The 17,026-nt window shown below is 69.9% G+C and carries 19 protein-coding genes and 2 tRNA genes; 7 read left to right on the top strand and 14 right to left on the bottom strand.

Translation table 11 applies throughout. The annotated features are described in order from the left end of the window. Positions 1-137: 137 nt before the first annotated feature. Both C470_RS08605 and C470_RS08600 read right to left on the bottom strand, forming a co-directional pair. Positions 138-1,667, bottom strand: coding sequence for a DUF402 domain-containing protein (locus C470_RS08605; protein WP_008366642.1), 1,530 nt, complete (start codon positions 1,665-1,667; stop codon positions 138-140). Between the two features lie 2 nt (positions 1,668-1,669). Then, entirely contained in the window at positions 1,670-2,059 is a 390-nt protein-coding gene (locus tag C470_RS08600) for a DUF7532 family protein (protein ID WP_007345715.1), read from the bottom strand. A gap of 120 nt (positions 2,060-2,179) precedes the next feature. Here C470_RS08600 and C470_RS08595 point away from each other — a divergent pair, with 120 nt between their 5' ends. Next, complete coding sequence (locus tag C470_RS08595; RefSeq protein WP_004599166.1) at positions 2,180-3,190, top strand: PrsW family intramembrane metalloprotease; 1,011 nt, start codon at positions 2,180-2,182, stop codon at positions 3,188-3,190. A gap of 32 nt (positions 3,191-3,222) precedes the next feature. Here the strand turns inward: C470_RS08595 and C470_RS08590 are convergent, their stop codons facing one another. The 4 genes from C470_RS08590 to C470_RS08575 all read right to left on the bottom strand — a co-directional run bounded on the left by C470_RS08590 (position 3,223) and on the right by C470_RS08575 (position 6,516). Continuing rightward, positions 3,223-4,200, bottom strand: a complete 978-nt coding sequence (locus tag C470_RS08590; RefSeq protein ID WP_004599165.1) for an ROK family protein — start codon at positions 4,198-4,200, stop codon at positions 3,223-3,225. Between the two features lie 90 nt (positions 4,201-4,290). After that, positions 4,291-4,749: a universal stress protein gene (locus tag C470_RS08585; RefSeq protein ID WP_004599163.1), complete on the bottom strand. Its 459-nt coding sequence runs from the start codon at positions 4,747-4,749 to the stop codon at positions 4,291-4,293. Between the two features lie 179 nt (positions 4,750-4,928). After that, a complete protein-coding gene (locus C470_RS08580; protein ID WP_004599162.1) occupies positions 4,929-5,312 on the bottom strand; it encodes a DUF5611 family protein in 384 nt (127 codons plus the stop codon). Between the two features lie 91 nt (positions 5,313-5,403). After that, positions 5,404-6,516 carry a DUF7093 family protein gene (locus tag C470_RS08575; RefSeq protein WP_008366639.1) on the bottom strand — a complete coding sequence of 371 codons (1,113 nt, stop codon included), beginning with the start codon at positions 6,514-6,516 and terminating at the stop codon, positions 5,404-5,406. Positions 6,517-6,676: 160 nt separating this feature from the next. Between C470_RS08575 and C470_RS08570 the strand changes: the two genes are divergently transcribed. After that, on the top strand, positions 6,677-6,991 hold the full coding sequence (locus C470_RS08570) for a 2Fe-2S iron-sulfur cluster-binding protein (protein WP_004599159.1): 315 nt from the start codon (positions 6,677-6,679) through the stop codon (positions 6,989-6,991). Between the two features lie 183 nt (positions 6,992-7,174). Here C470_RS08570 and C470_RS08565 read toward each other — a convergent pair whose 3' ends face one another. Then, positions 7,175-7,369, bottom strand: a complete 195-nt coding sequence (locus C470_RS08565) for a cold-shock protein (RefSeq protein ID WP_004599158.1) — start codon at positions 7,367-7,369, stop codon at positions 7,175-7,177. Between the two features lie 185 nt (positions 7,370-7,554). On the opposite strand from C470_RS08565, the gene C470_RS08560 reads away from it, so the two are divergent. The 3 genes from C470_RS08560 (at position 7,555) to C470_RS08555 (ending at position 8,705) form a co-directional block, all read left to right on the top strand. After that, on the top strand, positions 7,555-8,157 hold the full coding sequence (locus C470_RS08560; protein WP_004599157.1) for a hypothetical protein: 603 nt from the start codon (positions 7,555-7,557) through the stop codon (positions 8,155-8,157). Continuing rightward, positions 8,154-8,324 carry a hypothetical protein gene (locus C470_RS16105; protein WP_008366637.1) on the top strand — a complete coding sequence of 57 codons (171 nt, stop codon included), beginning with the start codon at positions 8,154-8,156 and terminating at the stop codon, positions 8,322-8,324. Before C470_RS08560 ends, C470_RS16105 begins: the two co-directional genes overlap by 4 nt. Before the next feature lie 87 nt (positions 8,325-8,411). After that, entirely contained in the window at positions 8,412-8,705 is a 294-nt protein-coding gene (locus C470_RS08555) for a zinc ribbon domain-containing protein (protein WP_008366635.1), read from the top strand. 207 nt (positions 8,706-8,912) lie between these two features. On the opposite strand, the gene C470_RS08550 is transcribed toward C470_RS08555, so the two are convergent. Continuing rightward, positions 8,913-8,986, bottom strand: a tRNA-Phe gene (locus C470_RS08550). Between the two features lie 213 nt (positions 8,987-9,199). On the opposite strand from C470_RS08550, the gene C470_RS08545 reads away from it, so the two are divergent. After that, positions 9,200-9,844 (top strand): beta-class carbonic anhydrase, encoded by a 645-nt coding sequence (locus C470_RS08545; protein WP_008366632.1) that lies wholly within the window; start codon positions 9,200-9,202, stop codon positions 9,842-9,844. 163 nt (positions 9,845-10,007) lie between these two features. Further along, positions 10,008-11,210 (top strand): DNA cytosine methyltransferase, encoded by a 1,203-nt coding sequence (locus C470_RS08540; RefSeq protein ID WP_008366629.1) that lies wholly within the window; start codon positions 10,008-10,010, stop codon positions 11,208-11,210. A 391-nt stretch (positions 11,211-11,601) separates the two neighbouring features. On the opposite strand, the gene C470_RS08535 is transcribed toward C470_RS08540, so the two are convergent. From C470_RS08535 to C470_RS08515, 6 genes are all read right to left on the bottom strand, one after another. Beyond that, positions 11,602-11,672, bottom strand: a tRNA-Pro gene (locus C470_RS08535). A 55-nt stretch (positions 11,673-11,727) separates the two neighbouring features. Beyond that, positions 11,728-13,782: a DEAD/DEAH box helicase gene (locus C470_RS08530; protein ID WP_008366628.1), complete on the bottom strand. Its 2,055-nt coding sequence runs from the start codon at positions 13,780-13,782 to the stop codon at positions 11,728-11,730. A gap of 137 nt (positions 13,783-13,919) precedes the next feature. After that, entirely contained in the window at positions 13,920-14,450 is a 531-nt protein-coding gene (locus C470_RS08525; protein ID WP_004599151.1) for a 50S ribosomal protein L16, read from the bottom strand. A gap of 130 nt (positions 14,451-14,580) precedes the next feature. Then, a complete protein-coding gene (gene nucS / locus C470_RS08520; protein WP_004599150.1) occupies positions 14,581-15,342 on the bottom strand; it encodes an endonuclease NucS in 762 nt (253 codons plus the stop codon). A gap of 56 nt (positions 15,343-15,398) precedes the next feature. Continuing rightward, the gene (locus C470_RS16100; protein ID WP_004599149.1) at positions 15,399-15,548 is read right to left on the bottom strand and encodes a hypothetical protein; all 150 of its coding nucleotides are present in this window, start codon (positions 15,546-15,548) and stop codon (positions 15,399-15,401) included. Positions 15,549-15,627: 79 nt separating this feature from the next. Continuing rightward, positions 15,628-16,917 carry an adenosylhomocysteinase gene (locus C470_RS08515; protein ID WP_008366625.1) on the bottom strand — a complete coding sequence of 430 codons (1,290 nt, stop codon included), beginning with the start codon at positions 16,915-16,917 and terminating at the stop codon, positions 15,628-15,630. Positions 16,918-17,026 lie beyond the last annotated feature (109 nt).

Below are 17,026 nucleotides of genomic sequence, written 5' to 3'. Positions count from 1 at the left end.
GATCGTTTTTCACTCATTCCGTCCCCACCGTCTATACGATGAATAATAATGTTATTGTAACGAATCGAAGTGATTGAATTTCGAAACGACCGAGTCGATACGTTCGTCCGGAAGAGATATTCGGGGCTTTGGGCGCCTCACAGCGCGTTTTCCAGCGCCGACGCGACGCTCCGCGCCTTCTCCGCCAGCGGCTCGGGGACCGTTCCGGCCGCGACCGCCTCGTCGAGCTCGTCGTCGTCGACGCGCTCGACCGTTCCGTCGGGGCGTTTCACCACGTCGACGTGGAGGTCGACGTATCGGGCGGCGTCCGGGAAGATCTCCACCGGGGTACAGACGTTGACGTACGTCCCGCGGACGGTCCCGTCCCGGCCGCGGTACGTCGTCGGGTACCACCAGCGGCCCTCCTTCAGGCTCGTCTCGGCGACGTCGCCCGCCACGCGGTCGACGCCCAGCCCGTCGTAGGTCCCGCCGCCGGTCATCTCGCGCTCGACGGCGACGGTCCCGTCCGGGTCGACCCCCGTCACCGTCCCCTCGCCGAGGGTGATCAGTCGGCCATCCGGTTTCCCGTGGTCGATCCGGAGGGCGTCGCCCTCGCGCGGGCCGAACGCGTCGGTCACGGTCGCGAACGGGAACTCGGCGTCGGCGGCGGGCTCGCAGAGCGCCTCCGCGAGGTCGACCCCGGCCGAAGCGTCCGCCGACCCCGCCTTCACGCGGTGGTGGCCCGGCATCGTCGCGGTCGCGGTCCGGCGCGCGTCGTCGAGCCCGAACCGGCTCTCGCGGCCGAACCAGACCCAGACGCCCGCGCTCGGCGCGGCGACCGGCGCGTCGCGGAGCCGGCTCCGGTCGCCGCGGACGCCGAGGCCGCCGCCGTCACTGTCGGCCTCGCCGCCGACCGACTCGCTCCCCTCGCCGGACTCGACCGCCGCGCGCAGCTCCTCGGCGGCGTCGACCGCCGCGTCGAGGCCCGCGGTCAGCGCCTCCGTGTCGGCGTCGACCGCGGGGGGCTGCCACACCGCGAGCCACCCGTCCGGCGGGTCGAGGTCGAGCAGGTCGAGCATCCCCGACAGCTCGCGGGCGGCCTCGTCGTCTCGCACGTCGACCCGCGTTCCCGACCCCGGTTCGAGCGCGACGAGGTCGCTGCCCACGCGGAGTTTCCCGGCGAGTTCGGGGCGCTGGTCCGTCCACGGCGCCGCGGACTCGCGCACCTGAACGCGGACCGGGTCCCCCGTCTCCACCCAGGCGTCGACGTCGCCGTACGGGAGGTATCCCTCGGCGGCCCCCGCGGGCGCGCCCCCGGCTTCGTCGCCGGCGCCGCCGGCTTGCCCGTCGCCCACCCGGAGGTCGACGACGGCGCCGCCGCCGAGCGTCTCCGTCACCTCGCCGTCGAGGACCGCGCCGGGCGGCGTCGGGTCCGCCCACGCGAGCGCGTCGCGGCCCGCGCCGGTCAGGAGCCCGCGGACCGCCTCGACCGCGCCGGGGTCGCCGCTCGCGCCGACGCCCTGCCGGTCGCCGCTCGTCTCGATCCGGACGTCCGGCGGGTCGTTTTCGAACTCGGCGTCGAAGCGTCGGCGGATCGGCGGCGAGGCGTCGACGACCTCGTGGCCGGCGTCGAGCAGGCGCGCGGTGAGCGCCGTCGCGTAGATGCCGCGGACGCGGGCTCGGGCCATCCTCAGAGGTCCCCGCGCTCGCGCGCGAACCGCACCCGGTCGTTCACCGTGTCGCCGAGCGAGAGTTCGACGACGACCGGGTCGCCGCCGTCCTCGCGGAGGATCCGTCCGCCCTCGACCGGGACGCCCCACCCGTCGAGCGAGAGGTAGCCGCGGAGGTCGCTCCCGTGGGTGAACAGGTCGACGTCGGCGGTCGCGTGTTCCTGCGTCTCCGACGCGCTGTGCGCCATCTCCATGTCGGAGTAGTAGGGCCCGTCCGCGTCGAAGAACGAGCGGAGTCGGTCGGCGTCGCGGGCGACGAGCTCGGCGACGCGGTCCGAGGCGTCGGCGACGGCGTCCGCGTCCAGCCCGGCCTCTCGGAGAGCGCGCTGGACCCGTGGATCGAAGTGCATACCCCGCCTTCGGGCGCCGCCGTTTCAACGCTGTCGGCCGCGCCGCTCCTGTCCGCTTACCGCCGGCCGCCCCTCGGACGCCGCCCACTAATTAAGTCACCCCGGAGGCAAACGGGAGCCATGCCATCCGACGAGGACCCGATCGCGTCCCGGGCCGACGACGGCCGCGACCTGTACGACGTCGCGACCTGGGAGGAACGGACCTCCCTCGACGGGCTGTCGGTCGCGTTACACTGGCTCATCACCCGCTCGGCGAAGGCGCTCGTCGTCTTCGTCGCCTTCGTCGGCCTCCTCGCGATCCTCGGCTCGTTCGGGCTGGGGCTCCTCTTCGACCCGGCCATCGCGATCCTCCTCGGCCTCTCTGTGATCCCCGCGCTCGGCCTCGCCGCGTACGTGTACGTCTCGGACGTGACGACCGCCGAGCCGCTGTCGCTGCTCGTGGCGACGTTCCTCCTCTCCATCCTCACCGCGACGTTCGCGGCGATCCTGAACAGCGTGCTCCAGCCGTACTTCCGGCCGTTCGGCTTCCTCGGGCTCGTCCTCTTCTTCTTCGTCGTCGTCGGGCCGATAGAGGAGTCGGTGAAGCTGCTCGCGGTGCGGCTGTACGCCTACACCGACGACCGCTTCGACGCCGTCATCGACGGCGCCGTCTACGGCGCCATCGCGGGCCTCGGTTTCGTCGTCATCGAGAACTTCGTGTACATCGCGCAGAACGTCGACATGGCGGAGCTGACGGTCGGGATCGCGGCGCTCGGCGCCGGCGACGGCATCGCCGCGCTCCGGGCGCTCGCGGGCCCCGGCCACGTCGTCTACTCGGCGTTCGCGGGCTACTACCTCGGGCTCGCCAAGTTCAACCCCGGAAATCGCGGCCCCATCATCGTCAAGGGGCTCGTCCTCGCGGCGGCGATCCACGCGCTGTACAACACGCTCGTCGGTCCGGTGACGGGCGTCGCCTCGCAGCTGCTTGGCCTCCCGCAGGTCGTCGCGCTGTTCGGATTCGTCGTGGTCTTTCAGGGCGCGTTCGGGTACGTTCTCCTCCGGAAGATCTGGCGGTACCGCGACGCGTTCCTCGACACGCGCGACGAGGTCGGCGAGGACGTGGAGCCGGAACTCGACGAGTTCGAGCAGTAGAGACCGACCCGCTCCCGTTCCGCATGCCGCCGTCAGGGCGCCTGCTCGACGCGCGAGCGGTCGCCGGTGCCGTCCGTCAGCGCGCTCGCGAGGGCGCCTTTCACCACGACGTCGTCGCCGAGGTCGGTGAGCCGCACCTCGGGGACGTTGATGAACACCATCTCCGGGAGCTTCTCGCGGATGGGATCGAGGACGCGGTCGGGGTTGTTGAGCGCGACCGCGCCGCCGACGCTCACGACGAGCGGCGCGTACGCGTGGATGACGTTTGCGATCCCCATGGCGTTCCAGTGGGCGACCTGGTCGATCACGTGGTCGGCGAAAGTGTCCTCGCCGGCCGCCTCGAACACGTCGACCGCGGAGAAGTCGGGGTCCTCGATCGGGAGGCTCGTCTCGATCGGGTCCTCCTCGTACAGCTCGCGGGCGTACTTCGGGATGTTGTTCCCCGAGCAGTACCCCTCCCAGTGGCCGTCGAGCCCGCAGCCGCAGGTCATGAACCCATGCGGGTCGACGGTCATGTGGCCGACCTCGCCGGCGTTGCCGTCCCACCCCGAGAGGACGTTGCCGTCGACGGCCACGCCGGCGCCGATCCCCGAGGAGATGGTGAGGTACACCATGTCGTCGGGGTTGCGCTCGGAGTGGAACCGCTCGCCGATGACGCCCGCGATGGTGTCGTTGTGGAGGTACACCTCGTCGGTGTCGAGTAGCCGACCGACCGGCCCGACGAGCGGGATGCGCTCGACGGTGTCCGGGAGGTTCGCGGGCCCCTGGACGACCCCTTCCGCGAGGTCGAGGGGGCCGATCGAGCCGATCCCGGCCGCGACCGCCTCGCTCGGTGAGATTCCCGCGTCGGTACAAGCCCCCCGGACCACCTCCAAGACGGCCTCCGTGACGGCGATGCCGTTCGGTCCCCGCGGGGTGCCTCGCGACGCGGAGCCGAGGACCGCCGCGGTCTCGTCGCCGACGACCGCTCGGACGTTCGTCGCCCCGAGATCGACGCCCACGTAGTACATCGGGTGTAAGCGCGAACCCGTCTCACTTAAGCGGGACGCTTCGGGCGGTCGAGCGAGTGTAAAGAACCGAGCCGCTTCAGCGAAATCGCGTTACGAGGCGGTCTCGCGGACGAACGTCACCGGACACGGCGACGAGAGCATGACCTCCTGCGCCGCGCTGCCGAAGACGGCCTTTCCGGTCGGCGAGCGCCGCCGGCCGCCGACGACGACGCGGTCGGCCTCGAGTCCCTCGGCGGTCTCGACGACCTCGTCCGCGAGGTCGCCGACCGCGCCGCGGACGGAGTGCCGCACGCCGGCCGCCGACAGCGCCTTCGAGAGATCCCGGGTGGTCCGGTGTCGCTCCGCGACCTCGTCGGGCGTCGAGTTCTCGCCGTCCGGGTCGAAGCCCAACTTCGCGCGGGTCTCGTCGAACTCCTCCTCGCCGAACACGTGTGTCAACACGACCTCGGCGTCCGCCGGCTCGGCGAGCGCGATGATCTCCTCCGCGAGCCGCTCGGTCCGTTTCTCGTCTTCGCTCCCGACCGCCAGCACAACTGTCTCAATGCTCATACACGCCTTTCGCCCCCGACCGAGTTAAGTTTGGCGGAGTTTTAACTCGAATCTGAATAAATATTTAACCGATCGATCCTGACACTCTCACGGGCGGGAGGCGTCGCTCTTCGGCCTTTCGCCGAGCGAGAAGCCACCGGCTCCGAGCACGGCTCTCGGCGAAAAACGGCGGCGTCCGCTCAGTAGTCGGGCGCGTCGTCCTCGACTTCGCGCTTCAGCGAGTCGCGGCGGGACTTCGCGTCGCGGCCGGTCGCCTCCAAGAGGAACTCGTTTTTCGCGTCGACGGCGTCCGCGGCGGCGTCGGCGTTCCCCTCGGCGATGACGTCCTCGGCGGGGCGCTCCTCGAAGTGGACCGCCAGCTTGTCCTTCTTGCTCCCGTACTCGGCGGCGCCCGCGACGATCCGGTCGAACACCGGGTTGTCGGGGTCCTCGACGACGTACAGTTCGTGGCCCTCCCACTCCTCGGTGTCGGTGACCTCGCCGAAGTACTCCTCGACAGAGCCCTTCAGGTCCGGCATGCGGTCGTCCAGATGCTCGCCGCGGCGCATCTTGTACTCCTTCATGCCGCGACCGTTCGACAGGCCGGCGTAAACCAGTTTCGTCACGGTCGCTCCGCGCGGGCTCGGCCGTCGATACGCGCCGTTTCCGCTCCGTCTACTGGGGCCGCTCGTCGACGTACCCGCGCTTGCACTCCGGACAGATGTCGCCGGCGCGCATCGAACTCCCGTCCGCGGCTCGGACCATCCCGCACTCGGGGCAGTAGTACTCCGTCGGCCCGTCGTCTCCCACCGTCTCAAGCTCGGGGCTCTCGCCGCGCGTGATGCCCGTCTCCCCCTCGTCGCCGGCGTCGAACGCGACGCTCTCCGCGTCGTCGGGGGCCTCGACGTACTCCGTCTCTTCCCCCTCTTCTCCCCGCTCCTCCGCGGCCTCCGGGGTGAGCCCGCCGCCGAACTCGACGCCCGCGTCGCCGCCCTCGCCGACCTCCGCGCTGAACCCCTCGTCCTCGCCGCCGTGGTCGGGCCATGCGGTCGACCCGTCGGCGTCGGCGTCCGCCTCGTCGACCGACGGCCACGCGCCGCGCTCCCTGTCGTCGGCGTCCTCCCCGTCCTCGTCGAGGATCACGCCGTCGTCGCTCTCCGCGTCGGCCTCGCCCGACGCGGATTCCGGCGCGTCGTCCGTCGGGGACGACGCGGCGGAGGCAGACGAGGCCGACGCCGAGTCCTCGCCCGCGTCCAACAGCTCCGCGTCCTCGTCCGCCGGGGCCGCTCCGCCAGCCGCGTCCGACCCGCCCGCGGTGTCGGGGCGCTCCGTCGCGCTCCCCGGCGCGTCGCTCCCTTCCGGGGACGCTCCGGCGGCCGTTTCGGGCGCCTCGTCGCCCGCGTCGTCGTCGAGGATCACCGCGTCGTCGCTCCCGGCTTCGGGCTCCTCGTCGAGGGTCACCCCTCCCGTGCCGGGCTCGGCGTCGTCCGCGTCGACGCCCTCCGACGCCGAGCCCGGCATCCTCTCGGTGGGGCCCGGCCCGCTGCCGACTTCCCGCGTCGCGGCCGCGTCCGCGTCGCTCCCGCCGGCCGCGTTCGCGGCGGCCTCGTCGGCGAGTTGCTCCATCGTCGTCACCTCGGTGTTTTCGCTGACGATCTGCGTCTCGCCGCAGCGAGCGCAGGTCTTCACCTCCTTGACTGTCGTGACGACCTCGTCGCCCTCCTCCTCGCGCTCCCGCTGGAGTTCGGGTTCGCCGAAGTCGTGTCCGAGCAGACACCTGAGTCCCATTGTGCCACCCTGCGGTGCCGAGGGTAAAAAACGCCCCGTCGGCGTCCGACGCTCGGCACACGACCGTTTCGCGGGGCGGCCGGGCCGCCGACCTCGGTTTCGCTCGCCGCGTCGCGCGGACACAGACTCTTTGTGGATCGCTCGCGTACCGTGTACTCACATGCCTACTGTATCCTACAAGGGCGAGGAAATCGAGTGCGAGAAGGGCGCCAACCTCCGCGACGTGCTCAAAGAGGCCGGTCTCTCCGTCTACAACGGCAAGATGGAACAGCTCAACTGCCGCGGCGCCGGGTCGTGCGGCTCCTGTGCGGTCCAGGTCGAGGGCGAGGTCAGCGAACCGGGCAAGAAGGAGCGCGCCCGCCTCTGGCTCCCGCCGCACCACCCGAGCCACGACGTCCGCCTCGCGTGTCAGACGAAAGTCGAGGGCGACGTCGAGGTGACGAAGGGCCGCGGGCTCTTCGGCCAACACATCTGAGCGCGGCCGCGACGCGCTCGTCGATTCTTTTACGCACCGCGGCGCACGCGACGAGCGACGCGCTCGTCGGGAATAAAATACGGCCGCGGCGAGCGTGAGCCCGCGACGCGGACGAAAATGGTTAGTACCGTGTGTCAGAGTCGCGTTCGGCGTCAGCCGGACCGACCCACCTTTCGGATCGGCTTACTGCCGAACGACGTTGGTCGCGCGGGGGCCCTTCTCGGAGGACTCGATGTCGAACTCGAGCTCCTGGCCCTCTTCGAGGTCCGGGCCGCCGACGTCTTCCATGTGGAAGAACACGTCGTCGTCCGCGTCGTCAGTCTCAATAAATCCGTAGCCGCCAGTGTCGTTGAAGAAATCAACCTTTCCGGTCGCCATTGCGTTCATAGAGAGGCCCCGACCGGGGATAAGAATTGCGAGTGTACAGTTACCACGACGCTCGCTGAACGATTGTCTTCGAAAAATCCCAGTTCTACGGCCGCCAGTTGACCGTTCGACGGGTTCGCTGTGCGCGAGTGTCCGATCCGTCGAGTTCTCCGGCGACCAGTCCGACGCCGACGTTTATGGTTCCGGCCGCGAAAGCGGCGCGTGTGTCTCACGCGCACCGAGCGGGCGGCCCCGGCTTACCGCTCCGCGAGAACGGTCCCGCGCTGTTGGTCCCGGCGGCTTGGGGAGTCGCCGCCGGGGCGGTCCTCGGCGTCGTCTCTTCGCACGCGCTGTTCGTCGCCCACGTCGTCATGAGCGCCCTGCTCGTCGCCTTCGTCGCCGCCTCGTGGCGCGACATGGCGACGGGCGTCCTGCGCGCGTGGAAGCTGGTCATCCTCGCGGGCACGCCGGTCACGCTCGCCGGCGTCGCCGGGTTCCTCGCGCGCGACGGGACCGTCCCGGCGCTCGCGGGCGCGGTCCCGGCCGACGCGCTCCTCGCCGTCGCGTTCTACGGCTGGATGCTGCTGCCCGCGCCCGCGTTCGTCTACACGGGCCTGCGTGACCCGGCGGTCCCGCGCTCGATCGTTCAGTACGTCGCGGCCGCGTGTTCGGTCGCGGGCGCCGCCGTCGCCGCGCTCGCGGGCTCTGCGACCGGCACCGTCGCGGGAATCGCGCTCGTCGGCGCCGGGCAGACCGCGGGCATCCTCGCGGCGACCGCGCTGTACTCGCTCGGGGAATGACTGACGCCGCCGACACCCACAACTGCGAGACGTGCGGCGCGAGCGTCGCCGTCGCGGACGCCCGGCGCTCGGAGCCGTTCGGCGACCTCGACGCGGACACGTGGCAGACGCTGAACTGCCCGCACTGCGGCGACCGGCTCGCGACCGTCTTCGTCGGCGACGAGTGAGCCGCGGTCGGCCGCCCGGGGCCGAGGACTGTCCGCGACCCGTGTTGACACCCTACACTATCTACGTCTCCGGCCCGTAGGCGCCCCATGGTCGACGTTGGCACGGTCTACCTCGTCGCGACCGGCGCCCTGCTGCTCGTCGCGCTGGGGGTCGGGGCTCGGGCCCTCGTCGCGATCTTCCGAGAGGGTCGCGAGCGCAGTCGCAAGCGGCGCGAGGGCGAGATCGAGCGGTACACCGAGGACCCCGTCTACGACCGTGACCCGGCGGACCCGGAGACCGACGGTGCGGGTCCGTCGACCTGTCCGCAGTGCGGCGCCGAAAACGCGGCCGAATTCGTTTACTGTCGCGAGTGCGCGTCGCCGCTGGGGCCGAACGGGTGACCGGGTCCTTCAGCCGACGCTCGCGGGGACGGGGGACAGCTCGATCTTCAATCAAGGCTAACGAATGCGGATCGTGCCGAAAAGCCATGCCGCCTCCCCGATTTGAACTCCGGAAGACGTGTTCGCTGCGCTGCGCGCGACTTCCGTGCCCAAATCGGGTCGGCGTCGTTTCTTCACCCGCTCGCCGTCGCTCGCGGGTTCAGAATATGCCGCCTCCCCGATTTGAACGGGGGACAGCTCGATCTTCAGTCGAGTGCTCTCCCAGTCTGAGCTAAGGCGGCTCGCACTCGGACCAACGCCGATTCGAGACAAAAGGATTTCGAAAGGCGGCGCCCCGATCGGACACCGCCCGCTCGCTTCCGTCGATCGCCCTCGCTCCGTTCGGCGTCCGATTCGCGTCCCAGACGTCGGACGATATCGCCGCCGATCCGGGGCGACGGTGCGGATCGGGGTTTCCGCAACCGCCCCCTTTCTCGCGCCCCTCCGATCCGCCGATGGCATCCCACGACGACCACGACCACGACCACGACGACCACGACCACGACCACGACGCCCACGACACGCACCACGAGCAGCTCGACGCCGCGGTCGACGAGCGCGACGACTGGGCGCGCCGCCGTCGCAAGGGGATCCCGACCGACGAGAACCTCCTCGTCGTCGCCTGTATGGACGAGCGAATCCCGATCGAGGAGGCGCTCGGCATCGACCTCGGCGACGCGCAGGTGTTCCGCAACGCGGGCGGCAAGGTGACCGATGACGTGATCCGGTCGGCCGCGCTCACGACGAACTTCTTCGACACCGACGAGATCGTCGTGATCAACCACACCGACTGCGGCATGATGAGCGCACCCGACGATGCGGTCCGCGAGGGACTCGAAGCGCAGGCCGGCGACCTCGACGACGTCGACCTCGACCCCTCGCTCCCGGAGCTCACCATCGGCGAGGCCGACCTCCTCGACTGGGTGAAGATGACCGACGACATCGACGCGGCCTGCGCCGCACAGGTCGAGTACCTCCGCGAGTCCGCGTTCATCCCGGACGACACGACCGTCTCCGGCTACGTCTACGAGGTCGAGTCCGGCGAGCTCCGCCGCCCGGACGAGCGGATCGCCGAGGAGATCAGCGAGCGGCGGGCCTGATCCGCGGACCTGATCCGGGGGCCTGACCCGGGGGCCTGATCCGGGCGGGCGACCGACGCGCCGACGCCTCGCGCCCCGAGGTGTGACGTTTTTATGCGCCCGCAGCGAACCGAGTGGCAAATGGACCGAGTACGCGCGCCCGCGTTCGAGCGAGGTGGTGCCGGTGGGCGCTGACGGCGACGCGACGACCGGTGACGACGCCGTGACCGGCGCGGACGGCGCGCACGCCGCGAGCGGCGACGCCGACGCGCCGGTCGTCGCCGGCTTCTTCTCCGGGTGCGGCGGCCTGGATCTGGGCTTCGAGCGCGCCGGCTTCGACGTCGCCCTCGGGAGCGACCAGTGGGAGCCGGCCGCGGAGACGTACCGCCGCAACTTCCCCGACACCGAGTTCGTCGAGGAGGACGTCCGCGAGCTCGACGCCCCGGCGATCCGCGAGGCCGTCGCGGGCGCCGGTTACGACCCGGACGGCGTCGACGTGGTGATCGGCGGGCCGCCCTGTCAGGGGTTCAGCCGACTCAACAACGAGCAGATCGAGCTGGACGAGATGGAGAAGGACCGCCGGAACACCCTCTTCGAGGAGTTCCTCCGGGTCGTCTCCGTCCTCGAACCGCAGCTGGTGTTGATGGAGAACGTCCGCGACCTGATCAACCGCCAGACCAGCGACGACCGGTACGTGAAGGACCTCATCGTCGACGAGTTCGCGGCCCACGGCTACAAGTGCGAGTACCGGGTGCTCGAGGCCGAACAGTACGGAGTCCCCCAGAAGCGCCGCCGGATCTTCTTCATGGGTACCGACCGCGACGTGCCGATCCGCTTCCCGGAGCCGACGACGCCCGAGGGGAGCTGGCGCACGGCCGGCGAGGCGCTCGCCGACGCGAGCGACGACCTCCCGAACATGACGTACGCGAACACCGGTGAGAAGACGCTCGAACGCATCCGCCACGTCCCCCCGGGCGGCTACTACCGCGACCTCCCCGACCGCCTGAAGACGAAGAAGTACCGCTGCGACTGCGAGGACACCGATACCTGCCCCCACGAGCCGGAGATCGTCAAGCGCTACGGGACGTACCTCCGCCGGCTCGACCCCGACGAACCGTCGCTGACGGTGAGCACGAACGTCTTCATCCACCCGACCGAGGACCGCTACCTCACGCCGCGCGAGATGGCGCGGCTCCAGACGTTCCCCGACGAGTTCGTCTTCGAGGGGACCAAGACCGACGTGATGAAACAAATCGGCAACGCTGTGCCCGTTCGGCTCGGCGAGGAGCTGGCGACGCAGCTGCTGGAGTACTACCCCGAGGTCCGGGACGCGCCCCCCGCCGACCCCGACGTGTACGAACAGCAGTCGCTGACTGACTTGGCCTGAGATCGTTTTTAGGTGGTGATCGGCGGTGCGGTGAAGAATACCAAAGTTCCAGCGGCTTGTTTATAAATAGTCGCTGGTAGATCGGCGGCGAACACCTCCAAAGCCCCAGCCGAGAGGCGGTCGCACGCTCGCTGCGCTCCTCCCTCGCGTTGCTCGCTGCGGTGCTTACGTCGCCTGCGACCGCCTCTCGGCTGCCCCTTTGAGTCCCACCCCGACCGCAACCGCACCGCGCCTCACACCTCCCCAGCCTCGTCAGTCGCCTCCGCTTCGCTCCGGCGACTGACTCCCTCGCGCGTGCTGCTCGGCCGCGAAGCGGCCTCGCAGGCACGCGCCACCGCCTCTTTATTTATAAATAGTCGCCACTGCTCATAGACTGTTCGCAGCAGCAGAATGGGGCCGCTGAGAGTCGAACTCAGGTCCACTGCACCCAAGGCAGCGAGGATACCACTACCCCACGGCCCCGTGTCTATACGTACCCGCATCGGCCGCTAAAGGGTTTCGTTGCGCTTCGCGCCGCTCACTCCTCGTCGTCGCGCCGTTCGAGGTCGGCGACGATGTCGTACGGGTCGGTTCCCTTTCGGACCGAGTCGAGGATGAAGAACGCCTCGTCGGGCGCGAGGAAGTGCCTGGTGACGCCCCGGCCGAGCGGCGTGGGCTCGAAGCCGTCGATGAAGTTCCACTCCAGCAGCTTCCCGAGCGCGTGTTTCGTCGGCACCTCGCCGATCATGCGGTCGTTGAGGCGCTTCGCCTTCTTGCCGGCCACGACGACGTTCGCGAGCGTCTCCTCGGCGGCCGCGGTCTCGTCGTAGTGGGTCGCGACGTCCTCCATCTCGCCTTTCAGGAGGGTGAACGCCACCTCGTCTTCCGTGCGGTCCATCGAGCCGTGGTAGACGCCGTCGGGCTCGACGAGGAGGTAGACGCGGCCGCGGTCGTGGTAGTCCGGGCGTCCGGCGCGCCCGAGCATCTGCGAGAACTCCTGGACCGAGAGCCACTCGATCCCCATCGCCAGCGAGTCGAAGATCACCTGCGAGGCGGGGAAGTCGACGCCGGCCGCCAGCGCCGCGGTGGTGACGACCGCCGAGAGGTCCTGGTTCCCGAACTGGCGCTCGACCTTCTTCCGGCGCCCGTAGTCGAGGCCGGCGTGGTACGGCGCGGAGTCGTACCGCAGCTTGCGGCTGATCTCGTGGCAGCGCCGCCGCGAGTTCGTGAAGATGATCGTCTGCCCGCGGTACCCCTTCGAGGACTTCGTGTCGAACTCCCGCTTGACGAGCTTGTCCGCGATCTGCGCCTTCTCCCGACTGTCCGCGAAGGTGACGTGCCGCTCGATGGGCACGGGTCGCTCCTCGTACTCGATGAGCGTCGCCCGGAGCTTCTCCGCGAGCCACTCGGGGTTCCCGACGGTCGCCGAGAGGTAGACGAACTGGGTGCCGTCGTAGCCCGCGTGGGTCTCCATCCGATCCTCGCTGTAATACTTCAGCCGCGAGATGAGCCCGTCGAGCCGGTGGCCGCGCTCGCCCTCCTTCAGCGTGTGGACCTCGTCGATGACGACCGTCCCCACGTCGCCGAGGTCCTTGCCCGTCCGGAGCGCGTGGTCGATCCCCTCGTAGGTGCCGACGATCACGTCGGCGTTCGGGTCGAAGCGGTTGCCGTCGTCGTTCACCCGCGAGGAGCCGACCCGGATGGAGACGTCGAGCAGGTCGCCGTAGCGGTCCTCGAAGTCCTCGTGTTTCTGGTTTGCGAGCGCGACGAGCGGGACCAGGAAGAGCAGCTTCCCGTCGCCCTTCAGCGCGCGGTCGATCCCGGTCAGCTCGCCGACGAGCGTCTTCCCGGTCGCCGTGGCGCTCACCACGAGCTGGTCGTCGCCGTCGAGCAGCCCGTTCCGCACGGAGAGACTCTGGACCGGCAGTAGCTCCTCGAAGCGGCCTTGGAGGTGCGAAGAGAGGTCCGGATGGAGGTCCAGATCCTCGGTCCGGACGGGCGAGACGTCGTCGACGTTCGCCGACACCTCGTCGTACTTCGTGAGGTCGGGGTCGAGTCCGCCCTGGAGGAGGCTCACGATCCGGTCGAGGTCGCCCGACTCGTACAGCAGCTCTTCGAGCCGCTCCTCGGCCGCGCCCGTGAACTCGCCTTTGTACGACAGTTCGCGCTCCAGCTCCCGGCGGGCGCAGTCCCGGCAGATCAGCTCGCCGTTGTGGTCGATGGCGTCCTCCGAGGTGATCGGCCCGTAGCGCCCGTCGCTCGCGCAGCGCCGGCAGGTCCGGACCGCCGTCGCCTCCAGCTGGTAGCCGTCGAGCATCTCCTTCAGCCGCGCCCGGTTCTCGGGGGAGGTCTGCTCGGAGATGCGGATCCGGCCGGCCGCGCGGGCGAGGTCGACGAACTCGTCCGGCTGGCGGGGGTGGTCCTCGCCGTCGCGGATCACCCGAAACTTCCCCGGGCGCGGGCCCGCGGAGGTCTCCTTGAGCTCGAGCCGCCCGCGGAGCACGCGCTTGCCGTCGCGGTTCGCGACGACGGTGTAGTCGCTCCGCGCCTCGTGGAGGAACAGCGTCTCGACCTCGGCCAGCTGCTGTGACACTGCCGTGCGGTACGCGAGCGAGGTATTTCAGGTGTTCGGCTCGGGGATCGGAACCGGTCCGGAGACTCGCGGCGCCGCGGCTACGTCACGCGAACGCGCGGAGAAAAGCCCGCCTCACGGACGGGGGTCGAGGTGGTCTACGAGACGAGCAGCTTCTCGCCGCGGTCGACCGTGATCCGGCACGGCGGGGAGAGCTTGTTGTACGCGCGGCGGAACGCCTCTTTCACGACGGACGCCTGCTCGACGTCGCAGTACGCCGTGAAGACGACGTCGTCCTTGTTGAGACGCGCCGCGGTGCCGACCGGCTTACCGAACGCCTGCCGCATCCCGTCGGAGACGCGGTCCGCGCCGGCGCCGGTCGCCTGCTTGTTCTCCCGGATGACCTGGTGGGGGAACTTGCGGAGGGTCATCTTGTAGTTGCCCTCGCCGAGCTCCTTGATCAGGTGGCGGTTCGCCGAGAGGCGCGCGCTCTCCAGCGAGCCGTGTCGGACCTGGAGCTCCTCCTCGACGCGGAGGCTGATCTGGACGGGGTAGTCGTCCGGCTCCGCGGAGAGGTCGCCCATGTTGTGCTGGGCGATCTTCGAGCCGGGGATGCCCGTGATGTACTCGCGGCGGGTGTACGACGGCTTGTCGATCGTCCGATACATAGAGGCGGGTTTGTCAGACATGGCTACTTGTCCGATGTAGCCCGCGCTGCGGCGATAAACCCTTCGATAGCGAGGCGGCTTCGTCGGCTCTTCGGGGGGCAGCGGCGGCGTTCCGCCTCGAATCGCGGTCCGCGTTGACACGCCGCCCGGCTCACTCCTCCGGCGTCGGGTCGAGCGCGACGTGGTCGAACCCGCGGTCCGCGAGCCGCTCCGCGGCGCGGTCGGTGACCGACGGCGCGACGAGGACGCCGCGGACCGCGGGGGCGTCGCGGTCGGAATATTCGTCCTCTTCGGTATCCTCGATCCCCAGTTCCTCGCGGAGCGCCCGCACGTACCGGGCGAGTTGCCCGACGGCGTCCGGGCCGACACGCCGGCGCTTCAGCTCGACGACGACCGGGGTCCCGTCGGCGTCGACGCCGAAGACGTCCATCGGGCCGGCGCTGGACGGGCGTTCGGTCTCGCGGGGCTCGAATCCGGCCTCGACGAGGTCGGGTCGCTCCAAGATTCGGGTCCGGAGGTCCTCCTCGCTGCCGTGGAGGTCGAGGTCGCGCCCGCCCGTCACGGCCATCGCGGAGAGCTGGTGGACGTCCGAGAAGCGGACCGTCAGCGTCTCGTCGGGATTGCTTCGGGTCGAGCGCACGCGGAGCCGCCCCTCGCGCACCGCGGCGTGGTGTTCGGATCCCGGCGGCTGCCAGTTGACCGGCTGGCGCCCCTCGTCGGTGTGGACGAGGGCGGCCCCGTCGGGCTTCAACACGAGCAGCCGATCGCCCGCGCCGAGGTCCGAGGCGGCCCGACCCTCGTACGAGACCGTACAGCGGCCGAACAGGCTGACGAGATCGCCGCGCTCGAAGGCGTCCTCCAGCTCCCAGAGGGCCTCGCGGTGGCTCGGGTCGTGGACGCTCGTAACTGTCACTGGCCTCCGTAGGCGGTTGCGAGTGAAAAAGGGCGCGCGCCGGGGGCGGATGCGGCTCAGTCGCCGCGCCGCGACACGACGATGCCGGCGACAAATAGGATCGCCCCGAGCGCGAAGGCGGCGACGCGGAGCGTCGCGTCCGAGACGAGGATTCCGGCCAGCACCGATACGCCGAACCCGGCGTGTAACACCGCGGTCAGGTTCATGGGATCGGTACGACCGCGTCGCACAAAAGCCGGTCGAAGGCGGCGGTGCGGTCGGTGGGCGGGCTGCGTTGAGCCCGGATCAGGTGCCGTGCTCCCAGCTCCCCATGTACTCGCGCTGCTCGTCGCTGAGCGCGTCGTACTCGACGCCCTCGGCTGCGAGCTTGATGTCCGCGACCTCGCGGTCGAGATCGTCGGGCACGTCGTGGACGCCGGCGTCGTACGCGTCGCCGTTCGCGGCGAGCTCGCGGACGACGACCGCCTGGACGCCGAAGCTCTGGTCCATCACCTCGACGGGGTGGCCCAGGGCGATGGGCGCGGCGAGGTTGACGAGCCGGCCCTCCGCGATGACGTTCAGGACGCGGCCGTCGGGCATCTCGAACCCCTCGACGCCGTCGCGGACCTCGTAGCGGTCGACCGCGAGGTCGTCGAGGTCGTCGAGGTTCACCTCCACGTCGAAGTGGCCGGCGTTCGCGAGGAGGACGCCGTCGCTCATCTCCTCGAAGTGCTCGCGGGTGATCACGTCGCGGTTGCCGGTCGTCGTGATGAACACGTCGCCCTTCTTCGCGGCCTCCTCCATCGGCAGCACTTCGTAGCCCTCCATGTGGGCTTCCAGGGCCTTCCGGGGGTCGACCTCGCAGACGATGACGTTCGCGTTCTGGCCGGCCGCCTTCTTGGCGACGCCCTTCCCGCACTGGCCGTAGCCGCCGACGACGACGTTCTTCCCGGCCCACGAGAGGTTCGTCGTCATCGCGATGGTCGCGAGCGACGACTCGCCCGTGCCGTGGACGTTGTCGAACAGCTGCTTCATCGGCGTGTCGTTCACGGCGAAGACGGGGTAGTGGAGCTCGCCGTCGGCGTCCATCGCGCGCAGGCGGTCGACGCCGGTGGTCGTCTCCTCGGCGCCGCCGACGATGGAGTCGATGAGGTCGGGGTACTCCTCGTGGACGAGCTTCACCATGTCCATCCCGTCGTCGACTGTGATGGTGGGCCCGTGGGCGATACAGGCGTGCATCGCGTCGTAGTACTCGTCGTCGTCGACGCCGCGGACCGCGTAGGAGGTGATCGACTCGTGGGCGTCGAGCGCGGCCGACACGTCGTCGTGCGTCGAGAGGGGGTTACAGCCGGTGATCGCGACCTCGGCGCCGCCCTCGGCGAGCAGCTCGACGAGGTTCGCGGTCTTCGCCTCGACGTGCATCGCCATCGCGATCGTCTCGCCGGCGAGCGGCTGCTCGTCGACGAACTCGTCGCGGAGCGCGTTCAGGATCGGCATGTGCTGGAGCGCCCAGTCCATCTTCCGGCGCCCCTCCTCTCGGGCCGCTTCGACGTCCGAGAGGTGCTGTGACACCGGCGAATACGCGGTTTCGCTCATGCCTCTCGGTTCGCTCACGGCGCACTAAACCCTGCCGACACGGAGTGCGCACGCAAAAGGAAAGTCGGTCCTCAGCGAGCGACGCTCGCGTTACCGACCCGAACTGCGG

Origin of the sequence: Halorubrum distributum JCM 13561, from assembly GCF_000337395.1 — an archaeon.
Taxonomy (GTDB): domain Archaea; phylum Halobacteriota; class Halobacteria; order Halobacteriales; family Haloferacaceae; genus Halorubrum; species Halorubrum distributum.
This window is presented reverse-complemented; position numbering and strand designations above follow the sequence as displayed.